The 17,166-nt window shown below is 46.8% G+C and carries 15 protein-coding genes, 4 tRNA genes and 3 pseudogenes; 6 read left to right on the top strand and 16 right to left on the bottom strand.

The genetic code is table 11. The annotated features are described in order from the left end of the window. The first annotated feature begins 158 nt into the window (after window positions 1-158). The gene (locus tag AXFE_RS19175; protein WP_160291777.1) at window positions 159-617 is read left to right on the top strand and encodes an HNH endonuclease signature motif containing protein; all 459 of its coding nucleotides are present in this window, start codon (window positions 159-161) and stop codon (window positions 615-617) included. Window positions 618-881: 264 nt separating this feature from the next. Here AXFE_RS19175 and AXFE_RS19945 read toward each other — a convergent pair whose 3' ends face one another. From AXFE_RS19945 to AXFE_RS07865, 5 genes are all read right to left on the bottom strand, one after another. Next, complete coding sequence (locus tag AXFE_RS19945) at window positions 882-1,025, bottom strand: hypothetical protein (protein ID WP_160291776.1); 144 nt, start codon at window positions 1,023-1,025, stop codon at window positions 882-884. A 152-nt stretch (window positions 1,026-1,177) separates the two neighbouring features. Next, the gene (locus AXFE_RS07880; RefSeq protein WP_052605340.1) at window positions 1,178-1,627 is read right to left on the bottom strand and encodes a nitroreductase family deazaflavin-dependent oxidoreductase; all 450 of its coding nucleotides are present in this window, start codon (window positions 1,625-1,627) and stop codon (window positions 1,178-1,180) included. A gap of 136 nt (window positions 1,628-1,763) precedes the next feature. Next, window positions 1,764-1,835, bottom strand: a tRNA-Arg gene (locus tag AXFE_RS07875). Between the two features lie 144 nt (window positions 1,836-1,979). Then, entirely contained in the window at window positions 1,980-2,207 is a 228-nt protein-coding gene (locus AXFE_RS07870) for an exodeoxyribonuclease VII small subunit (RefSeq protein ID WP_052605339.1), read from the bottom strand. Window positions 2,208-2,231: 24 nt separating this feature from the next. Continuing rightward, complete coding sequence (locus AXFE_RS07865) at window positions 2,232-3,707, bottom strand: exodeoxyribonuclease VII large subunit (protein ID WP_052605338.1); 1,476 nt, start codon at window positions 3,705-3,707, stop codon at window positions 2,232-2,234. Window positions 3,708-3,934: 227 nt separating this feature from the next. On the opposite strand from AXFE_RS07865, the gene AXFE_RS07860 reads away from it, so the two are divergent. Continuing rightward, window positions 3,935-4,489, top strand: a complete 555-nt coding sequence (locus tag AXFE_RS07860; RefSeq protein ID WP_152625942.1) for a hypothetical protein — start codon at window positions 3,935-3,937, stop codon at window positions 4,487-4,489. Window positions 4,490-4,641: 152 nt separating this feature from the next. Here the strand turns inward: AXFE_RS07860 and AXFE_RS21380 are convergent. Beyond that, window positions 4,642-4,884 (bottom strand): annotated as a pseudogene (locus tag AXFE_RS21380) (zinc ribbon domain-containing protein); the annotation flags it as partial. A gap of 18 nt (window positions 4,885-4,902) precedes the next feature. Further along, window positions 4,903-5,769: a transposase gene (locus tag AXFE_RS20390; RefSeq protein ID WP_152625941.1), complete on the bottom strand. Its 867-nt coding sequence runs from the start codon at window positions 5,767-5,769 to the stop codon at window positions 4,903-4,905. Between the two features lie 31 nt (window positions 5,770-5,800). Between AXFE_RS20390 and tnpA the strand changes: the two genes are divergently transcribed. Next, window positions 5,801-6,220, top strand: a complete 420-nt coding sequence (gene tnpA / locus AXFE_RS07850) for an IS200/IS605 family transposase (protein WP_082058572.1) — start codon at window positions 5,801-5,803, stop codon at window positions 6,218-6,220. Window positions 6,221-6,445: 225 nt separating this feature from the next. On the opposite strand, the gene AXFE_RS07845 is transcribed toward tnpA, so the two are convergent. Further along, window positions 6,446-6,520: transfer RNA gene (locus AXFE_RS07845), tRNA-Lys, on the bottom strand. A gap of 1,040 nt (window positions 6,521-7,560) precedes the next feature. After that, window positions 7,561-7,638: transfer RNA gene (locus AXFE_RS07840), tRNA-His, on the bottom strand. A 176-nt stretch (window positions 7,639-7,814) separates the two neighbouring features. On the opposite strand from AXFE_RS07840, the gene AXFE_RS07835 reads away from it, so the two are divergent. Then, a tRNA-Arg gene (locus AXFE_RS07835) sits at window positions 7,815-7,887 on the top strand. Window positions 7,888-8,898: 1,011 nt separating this feature from the next. Beyond that, on the top strand, window positions 8,899-9,630 hold the full coding sequence (locus AXFE_RS07825) for an NYN domain-containing protein (RefSeq protein WP_052605334.1): 732 nt from the start codon (window positions 8,899-8,901) through the stop codon (window positions 9,628-9,630). 37 nt (window positions 9,631-9,667) lie between these two features. On the opposite strand, the gene AXFE_RS07820 is transcribed toward AXFE_RS07825, so the two are convergent. The 6 genes from AXFE_RS07820 to ppk1 all read right to left on the bottom strand — a co-directional run bounded on the left by AXFE_RS07820 (window position 9,668) and on the right by ppk1 (window position 15,802). Next, on the bottom strand, window positions 9,668-10,432 hold the full coding sequence (locus AXFE_RS07820; RefSeq protein WP_052605333.1) for a class I SAM-dependent methyltransferase: 765 nt from the start codon (window positions 10,430-10,432) through the stop codon (window positions 9,668-9,670). 45 nt (window positions 10,433-10,477) lie between these two features. Then, window positions 10,478-10,759, bottom strand: a complete 282-nt coding sequence (locus AXFE_RS07815; RefSeq protein WP_152625940.1) for a hypothetical protein — start codon at window positions 10,757-10,759, stop codon at window positions 10,478-10,480. A 724-nt stretch (window positions 10,760-11,483) separates the two neighbouring features. After that, complete coding sequence (locus AXFE_RS07810; protein WP_052605331.1) at window positions 11,484-12,482, bottom strand: RNA-guided endonuclease InsQ/TnpB family protein; 999 nt, start codon at window positions 12,480-12,482, stop codon at window positions 11,484-11,486. A gap of 9 nt (window positions 12,483-12,491) precedes the next feature. Beyond that, on the bottom strand, window positions 12,492-12,707 hold the full coding sequence (locus AXFE_RS20385) for a helix-turn-helix domain-containing protein (RefSeq protein WP_052605330.1): 216 nt from the start codon (window positions 12,705-12,707) through the stop codon (window positions 12,492-12,494). Window positions 12,708-13,001: 294 nt separating this feature from the next. Beyond that, on the bottom strand, window positions 13,002-13,697 hold the full coding sequence (locus tag AXFE_RS07800) for a CYTH domain-containing protein (protein WP_052605329.1): 696 nt from the start codon (window positions 13,695-13,697) through the stop codon (window positions 13,002-13,004). Continuing rightward, entirely contained in the window at window positions 13,697-15,802 is a 2,106-nt protein-coding gene (gene ppk1, locus AXFE_RS07795) for a polyphosphate kinase 1 (protein WP_052605328.1), read from the bottom strand. Before ppk1 ends, AXFE_RS07800 begins: the two co-directional genes overlap by 1 nt. Window positions 15,803-15,997: 195 nt before the next feature. Between ppk1 and AXFE_RS07790 the strand changes: the two are divergent. Further along, a pseudogene (locus AXFE_RS07790) lies at window positions 15,998-16,563 on the top strand (IS607 family transposase). A 199-nt stretch (window positions 16,564-16,762) separates the two neighbouring features. Here the strand turns inward: AXFE_RS07790 and AXFE_RS19940 are convergent. Next, window positions 16,763-17,166 (bottom strand): annotated as a pseudogene (locus AXFE_RS19940) (IS1634 family transposase); the annotation flags it as partial.

Raw genomic sequence — 17,166 nt, 5'->3', positions numbered from 1 at the left:
TCTAAAATATGCCAGATCATCTCCTCTAACAAGACGGCTAAGCAGGAAAGTCTCATACGGCAACTGAACCCGGTGATCTAGGGCTGGGCGAACTATCATCGCCATGCCCTTGCCAAGGAAGCCTTTTCCTCTCTAGATCACGAGATATGGATAATGCTATGGCAATGGGCAAAAAGACGCCACCCCAACAAGGGAACCAAATGGACCAGAAGAAGTACTTCATGACCATCGGCAACCGGAATTGGGTATTTAGCGTAAAGGACAAAGACGACAAGGTAATAACACTGGTAAAAGCCAGCGATAGGGCTATTGTTCGACACGTCAAGATCAAAGGCGACGCCAATCCCTTCGATCCCCAGTGGGATGCATACTTTGAGGACCGCATCGGTCGTCAAATGACCACAAACCCTGCGGAGAAAAAGAAGCTAGCCCGCCATTGGCGTGAACGAGATGGAAACTGTCAAAACAACAACGAAGCGATCACATCTCAAACGAGATGGACGCTTCGATACATAGTTCCCCGTTCACTCGGGGGACCTGACACGTTTTCTAACCGGGTCCTAGTCCACCAAAGCTGTCACGGGTATATTAACGCCAAAGAATTGGTAGCTATATGACCGGGTTCCAAAAGGGCCTTCATAAGGCTTGAGCCTAGTGCGATGAAAGTTGCCCGCTAGGTTCTTAGTAGGCACGGCTCAGCAATGAGTCGTGCCTATCCGAATAGGGGGCCTCTCTCAGATCCTCCTCTACCCTTCGATAGGCAACGATAAAATAAACTTCCAAATCAAATCAGTCCGGGTATTTGGACATTCGCTGCCCTTGACAACTGTCGCTCAAAGCGCACACCCATCTATCTCGCTCAACCAGGTCTCAAAGTATCTTCATCTAAAGGTGATAAGACCATCATCATCTGGGCTTTTACTCAGTTTTACGGCAAGCAACGTACCCTTGGCGGCCTCTTCAAATTGCCGCCCTTGAGCCTCAAAGAGAGCCCGACCATTTTGGGCCAGACCATCATCTCGCAAAAAGTGCCCAAAGATCAAACAAGTCGATACGATAGATCCACATCACTGCACCAAGACTAAAAGCTTCTCGGTGCAAGATGCCGCTGGATCAGTCCAAAGTTAATAGGCGATTCCAAAAAGACCTGCCCCAAGAGCCCTTGAGTCAAAGCGGCCTATTGATCCAAAGGCATTGCAACGAATACTGGAATCAACCGAGAAGTCTTAGTTGCATATTCGTCATATGGTGGGAAAGCCTCGACAGCCCTAGCCCACCAAAGTTCTCTTTCTTCACCAGAGACCTCCTCGACCCGATAGTCAAGCACCCTTGAGCCATCTTGGATCATTATCAAACCAGGACTTGCCTTGAGGTTATGATACCAAAGTGGATGATCCTTTGATCCGCCCTTTGAGGCCACCAATGCGTACTGGCCGGAGTGTTCCACCCTCATCAATGGCGTCTTTCTAATCTTTCCCGATCGACTACCTAGGCTTGTAACTATCACGACAGGTAGGTTCGATTCACCTAAAGTATTACCTTGTCTACCTTCTGAGCTTTCATAGGTCTCTACTTGATTTCTAACCCAGTCACTCGGACTGGCTTCGTACTCTCCATATAGTGGCATGAATAGATACTATGCGAAACCACTAGGTGAGTCGATACTCTCGCGCGATCCATCCACAAAACCACATACATTGATTTAGCCCAACTTGCAGCTGAAAACTAAAAGCACAAGGTTGAAACCTTGTGCTTTTAGATAGTGCCCCCGGCAAGACTCGAACTTGCGCTCATGGTTTAGGAAACCAATGCTCTATCCCCTGAGCTACGGGGGCAATGCCCGCTTAGAAAGATCTAATCCCTCCGCAAAAGTGGACCACTATAGATTACACTCATAGCACGCGAATCAAGACCGAACAACGCCTTGGTGAGATAAGAAAATGCCATCTGACCATTAAAAAGTCATATCTTGGCAAACCCTATTGCGAATCAGAGGCATGAACGCCATCAACGCCTAAAATCTCTTCGAGCTCAGATTCGGTGGCCAGGATCCTCGATTCGCACATGGTAATCAACTCCTTGGCGCGCTTGACATCCGCAACTAGAGAATCTAGAGAACGTTGATTTTGAATCTTTTTAACAAGCGCATCAACCTCGGCAATCGCGGCCTCGAATGAAATCTCATCTGGAGTATTTTCAGCTGTCATGGTTCACTCTCGTCTTTCCCTTACCTAATTTATCGAGCTAACGCTAGAGACCGTTGCATTAAATTTGCCGTCCTTCATGGTAACTGTAACCTTGCCTTTAGCCCGTATCTTAGAAATCTCATTTGCCACCTTACCTTCAACCTCAACGATTGCATATCCCAACGCCAAGATAGATTTCGGATCAATTGAATTCAACAGGAGGGTGGAAGATAACAGCTGCGAACGAAATCTCTCTATAGAGGAACTCGAAGCGTACAGAAGATCTCGATCGAGGCGCGCTAGGGCCTTTTTGGGATCATCTACCATCCTCTCGACAAGGTTCCAGTCCAGTTGAGACGATGCACCCTCAAGTAAAGTACGAGAATGTCTCAAAAGATCATCTCGACCAAGTGCGACCCGTTCGCCTACACTAGCCACCAATTTCGAGATCTCACCGATGGAGTCCCAAGCGACCACTCCTAAATTCCAACCCGCACGAGAGATCGCTTGCTTATGGCCACCAAGTTGCCTCGAGGCACCGGCAAAGACCATGTACTTCTGAGTCACCAAGGCACTTCGAGCGATTTCAATCCGCTCCTGCGCGAAGCTATTAGCATTACTTACTGCCTCTTTTAATCTCAGATGGAAGGTAAAAACCATTCGATTAAGCTCGCTAGCGGCATCATTAGGGTTAGAAAGTGCCTTATTCGACACTTCATTAACCAATACATCATCGGTTGAGTGGCCAATTGCGGCCCAGACCGGTACCTTACAAGTAGCAACAGAGCGGGTCGGCCCTTCAAGGGAAAAACTAGCCAGGTCCACGTGATCACCGCCACCTCTAGCCAAGACGACGATGTCAAAATCATGCGACCGCTCATTTATTCGAGCCATGGCTTCCGGTATCGAGAACGCAACATTCTGACCGGAGGTATTCACGTAGAATGGTGTCACCAAAAATTTATAATGCGTGCGATCCAAACGCGTAACAAAGTCTGACTCAGCAGCTGAACCCCGAGATGTAACCAATGCGATTCGAAGAGGAACTAAAGGTGCATTCAAACCTCGATTAAGATCGAAGATACCTTCTTCTTTCAATCTACGCCGGAGTAAATCCTTTGCGCCTTCAGCTATCTGACGAGTCCTTTCGATATCTACACCAACTATGACCAGCTGAAGCTTGCCAAAGGGCTTGTAGATATCAATATGACCGAAAAAGACCGCTCTAAGATCCGGGACCAGAGCCATCTGGGCGGTTGCAAGTGACGCCTTGATAGATTTCAGTTGGCTCTGAAAAATCACCGCATCCAACTTGGCAATGGGCTTACCTACGGGCGAATTCCGATCCGCATATTGACACAAGCTCAGATACATCTGGTCATACTTTGCGGTTGTTGCATTAAAAGATACAAAACCTTCGACTCGAAATGGTTCGCGCGAACTGCCTAAGCTGGACAATAACGCTTTCGACGTATCCAAAAGAGAGCCAACGCTATAGGTGCCGATTTCACTGCTCAACATGTTCACATCCTAATGGGGTCCAACATCTCCGCGTGGAACAACAACGCGTGCACATGTAGAATAATGACAAGAAAGCAAATCACGATTATTTAGAATCTTGCCAGAAAAGGCTTTAGTATCCATTGGCTAAGGATTAGCATAATTTAGTCGATCTAGTCTTGTGGAAGTCATCGTTACAAGACGACAACCGAGAAAGATCTCCAAAATCGCCACCTCGGAAGGAAATCGTGACAAACGGTCTAAGGCAAAAAGGGTTGGTCGCAGGGACTATAGTCTTAGTCATCCTACTGTTGGGCTTTACCTTCGTAACATATAATGGCTTTGGGACTTCCGCGGACACCCAAATCAATCCGGTCCAGATCGAGGCACAACCGAAGGCGAACTTTCCCGAAAAGATCAAGACGACAGCCACGACTCATCGAACTAATATCCTCAAATACAGAACATCTGGTTCCGTCTCGGTAGGTCTCCCCAATTTTTCTGGAGACCTTTCCGTTGTATTCAAAGGAACTTTCGCCGAAGATCCAAACTCAAAATTCAGATTGGCAGTTGATGGTGTACCAACGCCATTTGGGACCCTAACCCTAAGAACCTCAAACGTAATGGTACAAACCGCAAAAAATTATATCCTTCGCGGCAACGTGACCCAATTCTCGTCCCGCTTTGTTCGAATGCAACTCACTTCAGCCAACGGTTTAAAGTACATAGCCGTGCTCCACGACTTTGTAAATGGAATAGCTAACACCTTTACGGGGATCTTTTTTCTAGCACCTCGGGGTTGACAATCCAACCGTCAAGATGATGGTAGCAATAGCAGGCGACAAGGTTGGTGTCAACTTCTCGGCCCTGAAGGACCGAGCTTGCAAATCACAGAAAGAGGCAAACTGCTTAGGCTCGCCTAAACGAGGCAACGTTAGTTGCGCAGTATATGGGCTCATGCGGCCTCTCCTGTGTTGCGTTCGGTAGCGTGACTCACTACCCAGCTATCGTATGCGCGCTTGGCGATGTTAATAGCTGCGTTCCAGTCGGCTGACAGCGACAGCCCACAACTGGTGTAAAGAAAAGTATCCCTATTAGGGCGGTTTTTCTTGTCTACATGCCCACAAGCAGAACATTGCTGACTGGTATAGGCGGGATCAACATAGACCACTTTGATACCAACGCGGATTGCTTTGTAGTGAACAAATGATCCAAGCTAGTGAAATCCCCAAGAATTGAGTGCTACTCGCTGTGGCTTTGGTAACCGTGCCCGATTACGGATGCCTTCGAGATCTTCTAGGGCAATTGCGTAGCCGGTGCGTTTAGCCTCAGTAACAATCTTCTTGGAGATGCAGTGGTTTGTGTTTTTCACGAATCTAGCTTCACATTCTGATCTTTTTATCAGTAGGCGCTTTGCAGATCGTCTTCCCTTCTTTTGTAGCCTGCATCGTAATTTCATATTGCGATTACGAACATGATTCAGGTGTTTGCCTGAAAAATTGGTTCCATCTGACAGGGTGGCGATGTTGATGATGCCAAGATCTACGCCCAAGAACCCATCTGGGGATTCGTTCATGATCTCATCAGTTACATCAATGGTTGCATAGACATAGAACGATCCTTTGCGAAACACTAGATCACTCTCAGCGATCTGAGTATGTTTCAGAAGTTCTAGCTGCCAATCAGCACAGACAAACGGTGCTGATTTAGCTCGTCCATTAATTGTCCATATACTGAGCGTTTTAGCTTCAAGACACCAAGACATGTTTCTTGCATCAAATGGCTGGGCTGAACTCCACGAGAACTGCCTCTTGCGCGTGCGTCTAAACTTTTTGTCCCCAGAGTTATAGGCATCTGCTACCTTTGCGATTGTTCTCACCGTGGCTTGGGCACCAAGGCGAAATTCCTCTTTGGCTTTGGAGTAGGTTAAGCGATGGATAGCAAACCTAGAGAACTCTCTAGTCTCCCAAGCGACTGTGGATATGTAGTTAGCAGTGGCGTTGCACAGTCGCAGGGTTGCTCCTAAGTCGTCCGTTATCTTGCGGTTTGCATTAATCTTGATCGGCACGACTATCTTGCTCACAACCTGCAGTTCTCAATGGCCATTAACAGTAATAAGCACACTTCCTAAGCAATTTGGTCGAGGTAGAAGCGTAGTCTCCGCCCTAAATGCACATTTGGTCTTTGTCACCAAATACAGAAGGGGTGTCTTTAATGATGACCTACTGGATGTCTGTAAAACAGTAATGGAGCAGGTTTGTTTGGACTTTGGTGTATCTCTAATCGAGTTCAACGGCGAAGACGACCATGTTCATCTCTTGATCGAGTATCCACCGACCGTACAGCTATCTCGTCTAGTTAATTCTCTCAAAGGCGTATCAGCCAGAATGCTGCGCACGCAGAGATCAGCACAAGTAAGGAAGTATCTATGGGAAGAACACTTCTGGTCGCCATCGTACTTTGTGGGCTCTGCGGGAGGTGCAAGTCTAGATGTGTTGCGCACGTATATAGAAAACCAACGGAGGCCGAGCTAATGTGTACGACTATCCCTCCCCGCCCGCAAGGACGGGGGTTCCCGGCGCATCTGATGAAACACTAACCGACTGGGTTGTCGAGCGACTATCGGTGTCACCCAACTAAGCGAGGAACTTTGACGACACGTGCACGGGATTTGAGCCATAATTATCGCAATGTCGGGCTTTGCTTTGCCTGATCTTGTCCACCAACTAAAAGTTCATTGGCTCTAAACAGCGTAAATATGGTGCGCCCCCTGGGATTCGAACCCAGAACCTGCGGATTAAGAGTCCGTTGCTCTGCCGTTGAGCTAGAAGCGCATTTGGAACTATCAATTTAGCAGCCACACCGTGATCACACTGCGGAATTATCAAAATTCGCATCTCAAAATTACTTTGGTCAACAAAAACAAGCACTCATCGACTATGGGATATAATCAGAGATTCACTAGATAAGGCAGTGATTCACTTATCAAGCAACCTTAATGCTTAGATCACTGTGGCTAAATTGGACTTCCATAAAAAATATCCATTTCGCTACGCAAAGTGGCCATTCTCAAGGAGCAGAGCACTTCTCAATCGCGTTTCACCTCAAAGATTCACCTAATGGTCGCGCTCTAATAACCCATGGGCGCCCGTTTAAACAAGGCCCCATTTTGGGACAGTCTTATGCTGACATAGCAGAACGAGATGCACCTCAAACCTTAGAACTCAACCCTGCCCGACTTGTCGCCCTTAGACGATGCGATTGCGGGCTATCAACAAGGATAACCTAGAGATGCGCGGCAAAGATATTTGACCATTGACTTTGCGCAAATCAAAATATGACCTCAATTCGCCTTCTCCCTTTTTATGCGACATTCGAAGAGGTCATGAATGAGCAAGGGGGCATCGCTTAAATCGAGTTTCATCCAGCATCAGCCGAATTTCTCAACCAAGACAGCAAGCACCTCCTCTAAATTTCCCACTGTTTGGGCGTACCCTAAATCTCACCACGTTATAAACGCATTGAAATGGATTGGCTTCTCTGACGCCCCGTTCAATATTGATTCTCACCTAAAAAAGCTATCTCCACTACCTGCCGTACCTCTCGAATGGCCAAAGAGAGGGAGTATTTGATGGTCCCAAAAAGCTAGGAGAAGGAGAAACTGTCAGCAAAATTGATTTTAGCAAGCCTTCGATCCGTCGGCAAAGGAAAATAGATAGCTCGCCAACAAGGACCTACAGACCACGGCCTCGGTCACGAACAGAGATGACGATCTTCGGCGATCTGGAATTTAGATTAGCAAAGCGGCATCAAACACTTTGGCTAACATCAAAAAGACTTCTCCAACGATATAAACGTAGGAGAAGTCTCAACTTGGGGTGATCGAGGGGACTTGAACCCCCGACCTCCAGGGCCACAACCTGGCGCTCTAACCGGGCTGAGCTACGACCACCAAGAAAGTACTAGTTTAGCGCGGCAATGGCAATGTTAGATCCGAAAAAGCCATTACACTTTCCCGTAAGATAAATTATTGTTGAGTTATCTGGAATCAACTATAAAATATCCTCTTCAACAGCGTCCTAAAATCCCGTTTCGTTCGACTAAAGTTATAGACCGATTTATATTTTCGCCCCTGTAGCTCAGCGGATAGAGCAACTGCCTTCTAAGCAGTGGGTCGTAGGTTCGATTCCTACCGGGGGCGCAACTTCTTCCTAGAATGAAAGATCACAAATGAATCCAGGTTCGTCTTTGTCATAGCTTGCATAGACGAATCAGACAAGACAATTGCAAAGACGAATTTCATACACAAATAGGAAAAGTTCCGTGGAAAGTCAAGCGCATCCTTTAAAATCCCGCCCTTTAGCAAATGCCCTTTGTTATTACAACCACAAGAGGCGAGAGTCCTCGGATTCCGTTGACTTTTACCCTTACCGCATCAACTATTTCCAATGATCGAAGTAGACACGAACCACCATTAGTACCAAGAAACCATCAAAAAGTTGTACCAGCTAGATTATTGTGCCTTGGATTTCGACGGAGTCTTGGCCCCTTGGGAAGGGCCAAGACCATAACAAAATACCTCTTCGATTCGCACGTAAAGCTGGGAAACCAAACCTCAAAAACCCAAAAACGTTGCCTTCTTTAGCAGGATTTTAAAACAATGGTCGTTTGAATCCGTAATAGTTCCACGTATAAACCTTCCCTTCAAAGCCGCTTATCTTTCAGTAGCGGGACAATGCCACACCCCGGGCCTCCAAATTAAGCTTTATCTCAAATCAAATCATCCATCATAAAATGCACAAACTGGCTTTTGATCAAACGAACGCCGTTCAAAAAACTAGAATGACCACACCCAATAGGAAACCGCTAAATCAATAGGCCATCTGGCTCGCCCAATAGAAGCTGAGCGTGATTGCCAAGCGTTGGCGAATTGCTTGAAGCTGATTTGATTGGGAGGGTCGACCATTCAAGTGAAATCCAAATCCAAAGCTTTTAAAGGACAGATAGTGGAATGAGAAGTGGCTCGATTGCGCCCGAAGACACAACCTTGTGACAAGTCACCAGTATTCTAACTATCGCAGAGATCAAGTTACAAAATAGGTCAAATGATTATGAAAAAATCACTTTTGCGTGATGCTTGCGCCACGATCAATTAGTTTATAATCCCGATAAATGATGCTAAAATAATTCAAGCGATAGAACGGATAACAATTTGAACAAGCTGCGCGTCGGTTTTTATTACGATGGATCCTTTTTTGACAAGGTAAACAGATATTATCGTTTCTCTCATTCGAAGGGTGAATTCATCAACCTAAACGGCCTCCAAGATTTGATATCTCGGCAACTTGCAATGCAAAACGGACTCTCCCCTAGCTCCTACCAGATCGTAGAGGCGCATTTTTTCAAAGGACGTTATTCGACCAAATCTCTAAGGGACTTCGCTCGGCCAATCCAATCGCCACGTCAAATTATGGGCGACGAATACCAGACGCCCCAGATTGCCGCACTTGGCGAAGACGATCGCTATGTGAGAATCCTAGAAAGCGAAAGGTACGTCGAAGACAATTTGATGTATGCGGGCATAGTGCCTCATTATTACCGAGTAACGGAGGGCAACGGAACGCATTCTGAAAAGGGTATTGACGTATGGCTGGCGCTAACAGCTTACGAAGCAGCCCTCGAGCGAGGGATCGATACCGTAGTGGTCTTTACCGGTGACGAAGACTTTGTGCCTCTTTTCAAGCGGCTCAGTTGTCGTAACGTCCGTGTGGCATTGATCTCCGAGCGCGCAGAATGGGAAGATCGAAACGGAGAAAAACGATTTCTGGGTTATTCCCGTCGTCTCGCCGAAGAATCAGATTATGTCTTTACTCTTTCAAAGCTCATAGCAGACCTTGAAGCAAAAGACCCTGAGTCGTGCCTTGAAATATTTATCGGCCCGTAATAGAAGAATGAGAAAACCTAGCTGAAAGTGCCTTTGGTTACAAAACCGTCGAAGTGTATACATTGGCAACATATGGAATTGAGATCTTTCCCTCGCTATCTAAATTATCCATGAGGATACCCAGCGCGGCTTCAACAACCCGTTCTCGATCCACAGAATCAAGCGTGGATACCGGCGAAAAGCTCATTATCAACGACCGAGCCAACTCCGGGTCAAGACGATGCACAAATGGAGTTTTTGTGCGAGAAAAGCTTGAAAACCGCTTTGTACCCGTAATTTCTTCAACGATTCTAGCGATAACGATTCGATTCTGATAGGAATCCACAACTCTGTCAAAATCACTTACCCAGGGGACACTGCCGTCACGGATATTCCATATCAAAACGAGCTTGCCCTGACCACCTAAAATACGCGAAAATTCTCTAGTGGATCTATCAATATCAAACCAATGCGCAGCTTGGGCGGCAAAGATCGTGTCAAACATACCGTCTGGAAACGAAAGGTCCTCTGCCTTAGTCGCAACCATATCGAAAGGTTCGACCTTTAGCTTGGACCGCTGCAAGTCCTGAAGCATTTGCACAGAAAGGTCCGTTGGAATCAATAATGCCGGGTCCAAGCTGCTAAGACGCTTAGTAAGAGCTCCGGTACCAGCAGCAATTTCAACGACCTTTTTACCCTTTACAGTAGCTGGATCTATACAATCAATCGGATAGCTAGGGCGCGCACGCCCATAATGATCCGCGACTGCGCCAAAACTTTTTCCGAGCTTAACTTGCTGATCCCGATAATGCGACTCGCTCATAACAACGCTTTAGTCCTTTCGTAACCATGGAGAAGATTTTGCCAATCAACCAACTTTGGGAGTCAAATCAGAGGTTATCCTCGCGATATCCGAGGTCAACGACTGAATAGACTTATCCATCTTAGGAACATTGGTGGCGAAATTAGAAGATGAAGCGCTACTACAAGAATCGGCAAAATCCTTCGCGTCAGAGAGCGTCCTGCTCCAATCCGACGAGAGCGGACTTTCTGGTGCTACAGGTTGAGAGACCATCTTTGATACAGTAGATTCCAGCTTCAGGCAGCCACTCGCTGTAAGTGGAATATTCCCATGTGAAACTGAACTCACTATCGATCCTAAATTTGAATTCAATTGAGAAACATCCGGAATCCCATATTGAGTTATCCATTTTGATAGAGAGATGGCTTGAGTAGCTGCATTGGATGTGCTTGAGATTGTGGACGATACCCCACAACTACATAAAAGCGCAACCAAGAAGGGAACGAATATCCATCGTAAAGAGCTGAAAGTCTTCAGGTCTGGCTCCTTATTAAATCATGAAACTATTAATGGCAAATTCACTCTTACAAAAGCTTATGGTCGAAAAGATAGTACCCAACCAACTTAGCGAGTATTGCCACCTCGAGCAACCTTCGCGCTGCTAAAGCGTTGTTCATCAACAAGAAATGACTCGGAACAAAGCCCATTAGACCTCAAAAACCCTTCGCATTACTAGTACTAACCGCAAAGAAAGACTCTGAATCTCTTCAAATTTTTCACCGCAGAGCCTAGATTGACCAATCAAAGTACCGCTATTCTGCCATGACCTCTTGTGATAAACTCTTCACCAAGATGATTGCCACGATCATGGGTATATGGACTTTATCTCTGTGATTTCACTCAGTAGGCCAAAGGCACCACAAGACCGTACCATCCAAAAACCACAATCGCCGAAAATTCAACTTACCCTCTATCCAGCAAGGCGAAGTTACAGCGAAAAAAATAGGTCAAAAAGAGATCAAAACGGTGACATCCTCCCCGCCCTTACGGACGGGGCTTCCTATACCTGCTTTTATGCAGGTATAAGTGGTTGACGCTTCATCGGGTTGCTTTGCTTAGTCGAAACAGACTTCGCCTGCAATATCCCTCTGCGTCCTGTGACCGCAAGCCCTGCGGCAATTATGTTTTTAGCTGCATTTACATCAGCGTTATCTATATGACCACACGATTGACAAGAAAAGACCGCTTGGCTCTTGCGGTTTTTTCTCATCGTATGGCCACATACCGAACAACGCTGGCTTGTATATGCAGGATTGATAGATGTTACTTTAACTGGCACTTGAGCATTGGTAGCTTTGTCGTTGAGTCTCTTTCTAAAGATCCCCCAGCCTTGTTCCAGGATCGATCTGTTTAGGCCGGACTTGGCTGCTACGTTCTTGCCAGGGTTGGCAATTGTCCCCTTGGCTGATTTGGTCATGTTCTTGATCTTTAGATCTTCTATGACAATTGTGTCATAGTCATGGGTCAACTTGGTTGTTGTCTTTTCGATCCAATCCTTACGACGATCTACTTCCCTAGCTGATAGCTTGGCTATGGCTAGCTTGGTAGCTTTTCTACGGTTAGATCCTTTGCTCTGTCGAGCTAGCTTTCTCTGGAGTCTCCTTTTTCTCTGGAGCTGGCCTTTGGTTAGTAGCTCTGGCATCTGCATCTGCTCGCCATTGGATAAGGTAACTGTAGAAGAGATGCCCATATCGATCCCAATAGAAGAACCGGTAGAGACTCTATCCATCTGAGAGGCTGGAGCGGTAAAGCTAACAAACCACCTACCAGAGCGATCCTTAGTTACTCGTGCAGAGGTGGAGTTTTCTATATCGAGCCACTTACGACTAACACGGAACTTCACCCATCCACACTTTGGGACTAATACCTCGCCCCACTTACGGTTGAGTCTCTTTACGGATAAGTCCCGTATGGCAAAGCCCTCATTTATCTCAGCCTTACGCCATGTCGGTCGCTTGAAGTGATCTGGCCTTCCCCACCAGTTTTGAAAAGCACGGTCTAAGTCTCTCAAGGCTTGTTGTTAGATTGCAGAAGAACCCTCTTCTAACCAAGTCTCTTTGCGGGCTTGGGTGAGTTCCTTAGCTTGGGTGTTGTAGGTGATCTTTTGTGACCTACCCCTAACCCATAAGTTGCGTTGTTCGAGGCCAAGATTCCAAACAAAACGAGCATCGGAGCAGTGTTGTACCAGAATGGGTAGTTCCTCATCCTCTGGGTACAAGCGCTCTCGAATGCTCATATCTATACCTATCGACCAAATGCACGCTGGACTTTAGTTGGACTTGTCAACAAACAGATTGAGTCCTTTAAGCAAAGAGAACTGCGCCTATTCATCCCCGCCCTTACGGACGGGGTTTTCCGGCGCGCTTTGATAAAAATAATATGCCACAATAAAGCGTCGCGGTAACGCACCAAAATACAATTATCGACGACCTGACAACTTGTCTGGGCTTTAGTAGAGATCCGAATCCTTGTCCTTGACGCATTAACGCCCCTAGATGAACTTCGCCGAACTACAAGTGATAGATTTAGCCTAAGAGCCGGATATCGCACGTTCTAGTTTGGAGCCCGCGCTAGCATATTTCGCTCCAGCTTCAAGGAATGATGAGACTAAAGTCGATCGCAAGGCAACTGCACTTTTGTCCAGCAACTCAAGCTCGATCTCCCGAAAGGTAAGCTTTGATTTAGAAGGTTGACATAGATCGATAACATTGACTATATCGTCGTCGATCTCAATAAGCCTAGAGCCCCGTGCGCCTATAATGTGGCTATTTCTCCGTGACTCCAGAGCAGCCACCAATACAAGCGAACCAAACTTCTCAGCTACTAATGGAAATGCGTGAACAATATTTCCGGGCATCTCCGAAAAGGTGCTACGATCTTCAATCTCTATTCTTGAGGTGGTTCGAACGCCATCAGCTTCAATAACTTCGCCCTTGGTCTTCAACGCCCAAACTCCAAGCTGATCGCCTTCGGGATGGATACGACCACCTAATGTCGAGGCATGATCAACACCAAGGCGGTACCTAAATCTCAACGCCATGCTTTCATTCGACAGAGCCCCATCAGATGAATCAAAATACAGCGTATAGGTATGAACCTCTGGAAGAATTTCAATCTCGTCCAAACCTTCACCAATAGTGAGTCTTGGTGGAGAATAGTCGATCTCCACCTCGAGCTTCACTTCGTCTTCTGTATTCAAAGCTCCCCCTATTTCAGGAATATCCATCAAAAAATCGTCTCGATAGACGACGATTGCGTACGTCTTGCCTCTTCGGTCGCAAGTTCGCAAAGACGATCTTGCACCGAGATTCCAACCTTGGTCTCCATGCGGGCGTAAAAACCTGACGAATCCATGGACCAAGAGAACATGTCATCATCTAAATTAAGGCGAAGAATATCCAAAATTCGCGCCTTGTCTAGCTCGGCCTCAATCGGAAATATCGCCTCGATTCGTCGATCCAAGTTCCTCTCCATGAGATCTGCCGAACCGACCCAGATTCTCACTGGATTCTCTTTAGTACCCCCAAAAGCAAAGACTCTGGAGTGCTCTAGGTATCGCCCGACGATAGATTTGACGATGATGTTATCGGATAAACCCGGAACCAAAGGACGAAGACAACAGATCCCACGTGCAATGATGTCGATCTTAACGCCACGCCCCGACGCAGCATAGAGTGCGTCGATAATAGCTGGATCAGTCAGATTGTTCACCTTGATAATGATCCTACCAGCATCTTCTCGTTCAGCCTGTTCGTCAATTAGCTCTATCAACCGCGACCTCAAAAATGCTGGGGCCAATATCATCTTTTGATATTGTCCGGGGCGAGAAAAGCCAGTGAGGAGATTAAAGACCTCGGCAAGGTCTCGTCCGATTTCGGGATTCGAAGTCAAAAGGCCTAAATCCTCATAGGCACGAGCAGTCTTTGAGTTGTAGTTGCCGGTTCCAAGATGACAGTAAATTCTGCTCCCTTGCTCTTCGGCCCTAATCACCAAGGCTGCCTTTATGTGAGTCTTGAGACCCATTAGACCATAGACAACGTGTACCCCTGCCTCCTCAAGTCGCTTTGCCCATGAGATATTTGCCTGCTCGTCAAATCTCGCCTTTAGCTCTACCAATACTGCAACTTGCTTTCCAGCTTCAGCAGCCCTAATTAGCGCTGCCATAATTCTTGAATCACCTGAAGTCCTATAGAGCGTCTGCTTGATTGCCAGGGTACTCGGGTCGACTGCAGCCGCTTCGATAAAGTTTTCAACCGTGGTTGAAAACGACTCATAAGGATGATGCAACAATATATCTTGGGACGACAATACATCAAAGACATTGACCCTACGCGAGGCAGTCGATTCAACGAGTTCAACGGGGGTAACTGGTGAAAAATGCGGTCCAGAGATCTCTGGAATATCAATGTCATAGACAGCCCAAAGCCCTGAGAGATCTAGAGGAAAGTCAACTTCATAGACGTCATCTCTATGAAGCCTCAACTCGTCTATGATGACTTCCTTGATCCAAGCCGGTGCACCCTGAGAGATTTCGACCCTCACCGCGCGCCCAAAGCGCCGACGCCTAAGTTCAATCTCAACCAATTCAAGAAGGTCGTCCGCCTCTTCCTCTTCAAGCGAAAGGTCTGCATTTCGCGTTACTCTAAAGGAAAAGTGGTGGCCAATCTCCATCTCTGGGAAGAGTCGATCGAGATGCGCGCCAATAATGCTCTCTAGGGTGACAAATCGAGTCGAGTCGTCAAGTGGAACGAACCGAGGCAAGATTGGAGGCACTTTAACTCGAGCGATTCGTGACTCTTTTGAGATCGGATCCGTTACGACCACGACCAAGCTCAACGTGAGGTTTGATATGTAGGGGAACGGATGGGCGGGATCCACAGCTAAAGGTGTCAAAACTGGAAATATCCTATTATTGAAGACTTGAACCATGCGTTGGCGATCATCTTCACCGAGATCGCCAAAGTTCAATATCTCCACGCCATGGTCCTTGAGCTCCGGGAGGATCTGCGACCTATAGACGATCCCAACCCGCTCTAGAAGTGGGTTCAAAAGCGCCCTAAGCGCTTTTAGCTGCTCTCGGGTACTCATTCCATCCGAACTCTTGGAACGAACACTAGCGGCCAGCCGATCCTTTAATCCGGCGACCCTAACTTGAAAAAACTCGTCCAAACCACTTGAAAAGATAGCTAGAAACTTGATTCTTTCCAAAAGTGGTAATTGCTTATCTTCGGAAAGCTCTATAACCCGTTCCGCAAATCTAACCCATGAGAGCTCTCGATTAACGAATCGAGATGGTCCCAATAGCTCCGCGACATTCGATGATCCGTCCATACCTATAAGGTTATGGTCTTTGGAGGTACTACGCGCGACAAAAGGACCATTGCTGTTGTTTGCACGATTAATTCAACAAGCAATGGTAATTACAAGGGGAAAATACAGAAAAGCTAGTGAATGGTTTGCGATGAAACTTCAAATTAAAGACAGGGTTGCAACAGTTGGCACAAAGATGTTCTATAACGATATGTAATGAACTTACATGAGTGGGCACTGTCCCAAGGTATACATCCTCAAACGGCATATAAGTGGTATCGTGCCGGTACTCTGCCTGTCCCTGCGCTAAAGTAGGGCAACTCATATTGGTGGGAGATCTAGAGTCTCAACCGTCCGTATCTAAGTCTGCCGTCATATATGCACGGGTGTCTTCTGTAGATCAAAAATCAGACCTAGATCGCCAGGTTGCCAGAGTTCTCACTTGGGCTACAGAGCACGGGTACTCAATAGATCGCGTAGTAACCGAAGTTGGTTCGGCCCTTAACGGACATAGGCGAAAGTTTCTGTCGTTACTTAAAGACCCAACAGTAGACACGATTCTGGTAGAACACAGATACCGCTTCTGTCGGTTTGGAGCTGAATATATAGAGGCTGCACTTGAGGCTCAGTCCAGGAAATTGGTTGTGGTAGATCCAGCCGAGGTAGACGATGACTTAGTGCGTGATGTCACGGAACTGCTCACGTCTCTCTGTGTCCGCCTCTACGGTCGCAGTTCGGCTGCTAACAAAGCTCAGCGTGCTATTGATGCGGTGTGCTCATGATCGCGATAATGCGGACAAAAGCACAGGCTTAAAGAGTATCCGATCTCACCGGAGGTAAGGTTCTTCTTGACGAAGGTAACCCAACAAGGAAGATATCGCTCACCGGAGATTTCGAGCAATACCGAGATGCACTAGCCCATCTTTCCGAAAATCAACCTATTCTCCCAGCTAGTTGAGTATGTGGTCTTACGTTGGGACACTACAAATGCGTCGCAATGGTCTTTATCCGTTTAAGGGGATCACTAACTCCTAAGAGACGGTAGATCTCTTTGTGAACCGGCTCAGAAACACCACTAGTGCGGATGTGATAGACAACGCCTTTATCTGATGTAAGAACTATGGTGGCTCGGCGGTGACTGTTGAGTTGCTCTTTGATGGTTGACCATCTTCTCTTATCGTTATTTTGCCTCAAGGTCAGCTCAATGGCACTAAGGAGGTGATAGGCAAGTACTGAGATGAAGAGGTGAGCAGCAGTTCGGCTAGCTAGTTGATGATAGACCGGTCGAAGTCCAAGATCACTCTTGAGGGATCTAAAGGCATCTTCTACTTTAGTGAGAGTCGTATAGATATTCCAGATCTCACCTGCATCTAGCTCGCTATGGC

Source organism: Acidithrix ferrooxidans (genome assembly GCF_000949295.1).
GTDB classification, from domain to species: domain Bacteria; phylum Actinomycetota; class Acidimicrobiia; order Acidimicrobiales; family Acidimicrobiaceae; genus Acidithrix; species Acidithrix ferrooxidans.
The sequence above is the reverse complement of the archived record's forward strand: the minus strand, read 5'-3'. Positions and strand labels throughout refer to the sequence as shown.

Bases quoted from the DNA above. Each gene is read 5' to 3' on its own strand.
- AXFE_RS19175 (WP_160291777.1), top strand. From the start codon at position 159: ATGGCAATGGGCAAAAAGACGCCACCCCAACAAGGGAACCAAATGGAC.
- AXFE_RS07880 (WP_052605340.1), bottom strand. From the start codon at position 1,627: ATGCCACTATATGGAGAGTACGAAGCCAGTCCGAGTGACTGGGTTAGA.
- AXFE_RS07870 (WP_052605339.1), bottom strand. From the start codon at position 2,207: ATGACAGCTGAAAATACTCCAGATGAGATTTCATTCGAGGCCGCGATT.
- AXFE_RS07865 (WP_052605338.1), bottom strand. From the start codon at position 3,707: ATGTTGAGCAGTGAAATCGGCACCTATAGCGTTGGCTCTCTTTTGGAT.
- AXFE_RS07820 (WP_052605333.1), bottom strand. From the start codon at position 10,432: ATGAGCGAGTCGCATTATCGGGATCAGCAAGTTAAGCTCGGAAAAAGT.
- AXFE_RS20385 (WP_052605330.1), bottom strand. From the start codon at position 12,707: ATGAGCATTCGAGAGCGCTTGTACCCAGAGGATGAGGAACTACCCATT.
- AXFE_RS07800 (WP_052605329.1), bottom strand. From the start codon at position 13,697: ATGGATATTCCTGAAATAGGGGGAGCTTTGAATACAGAAGACGAAGTG.
- ppk1 (WP_052605328.1), bottom strand. From the start codon at position 15,802: ATGGACGGATCATCGAATGTCGCGGAGCTATTGGGACCATCTCGATTC.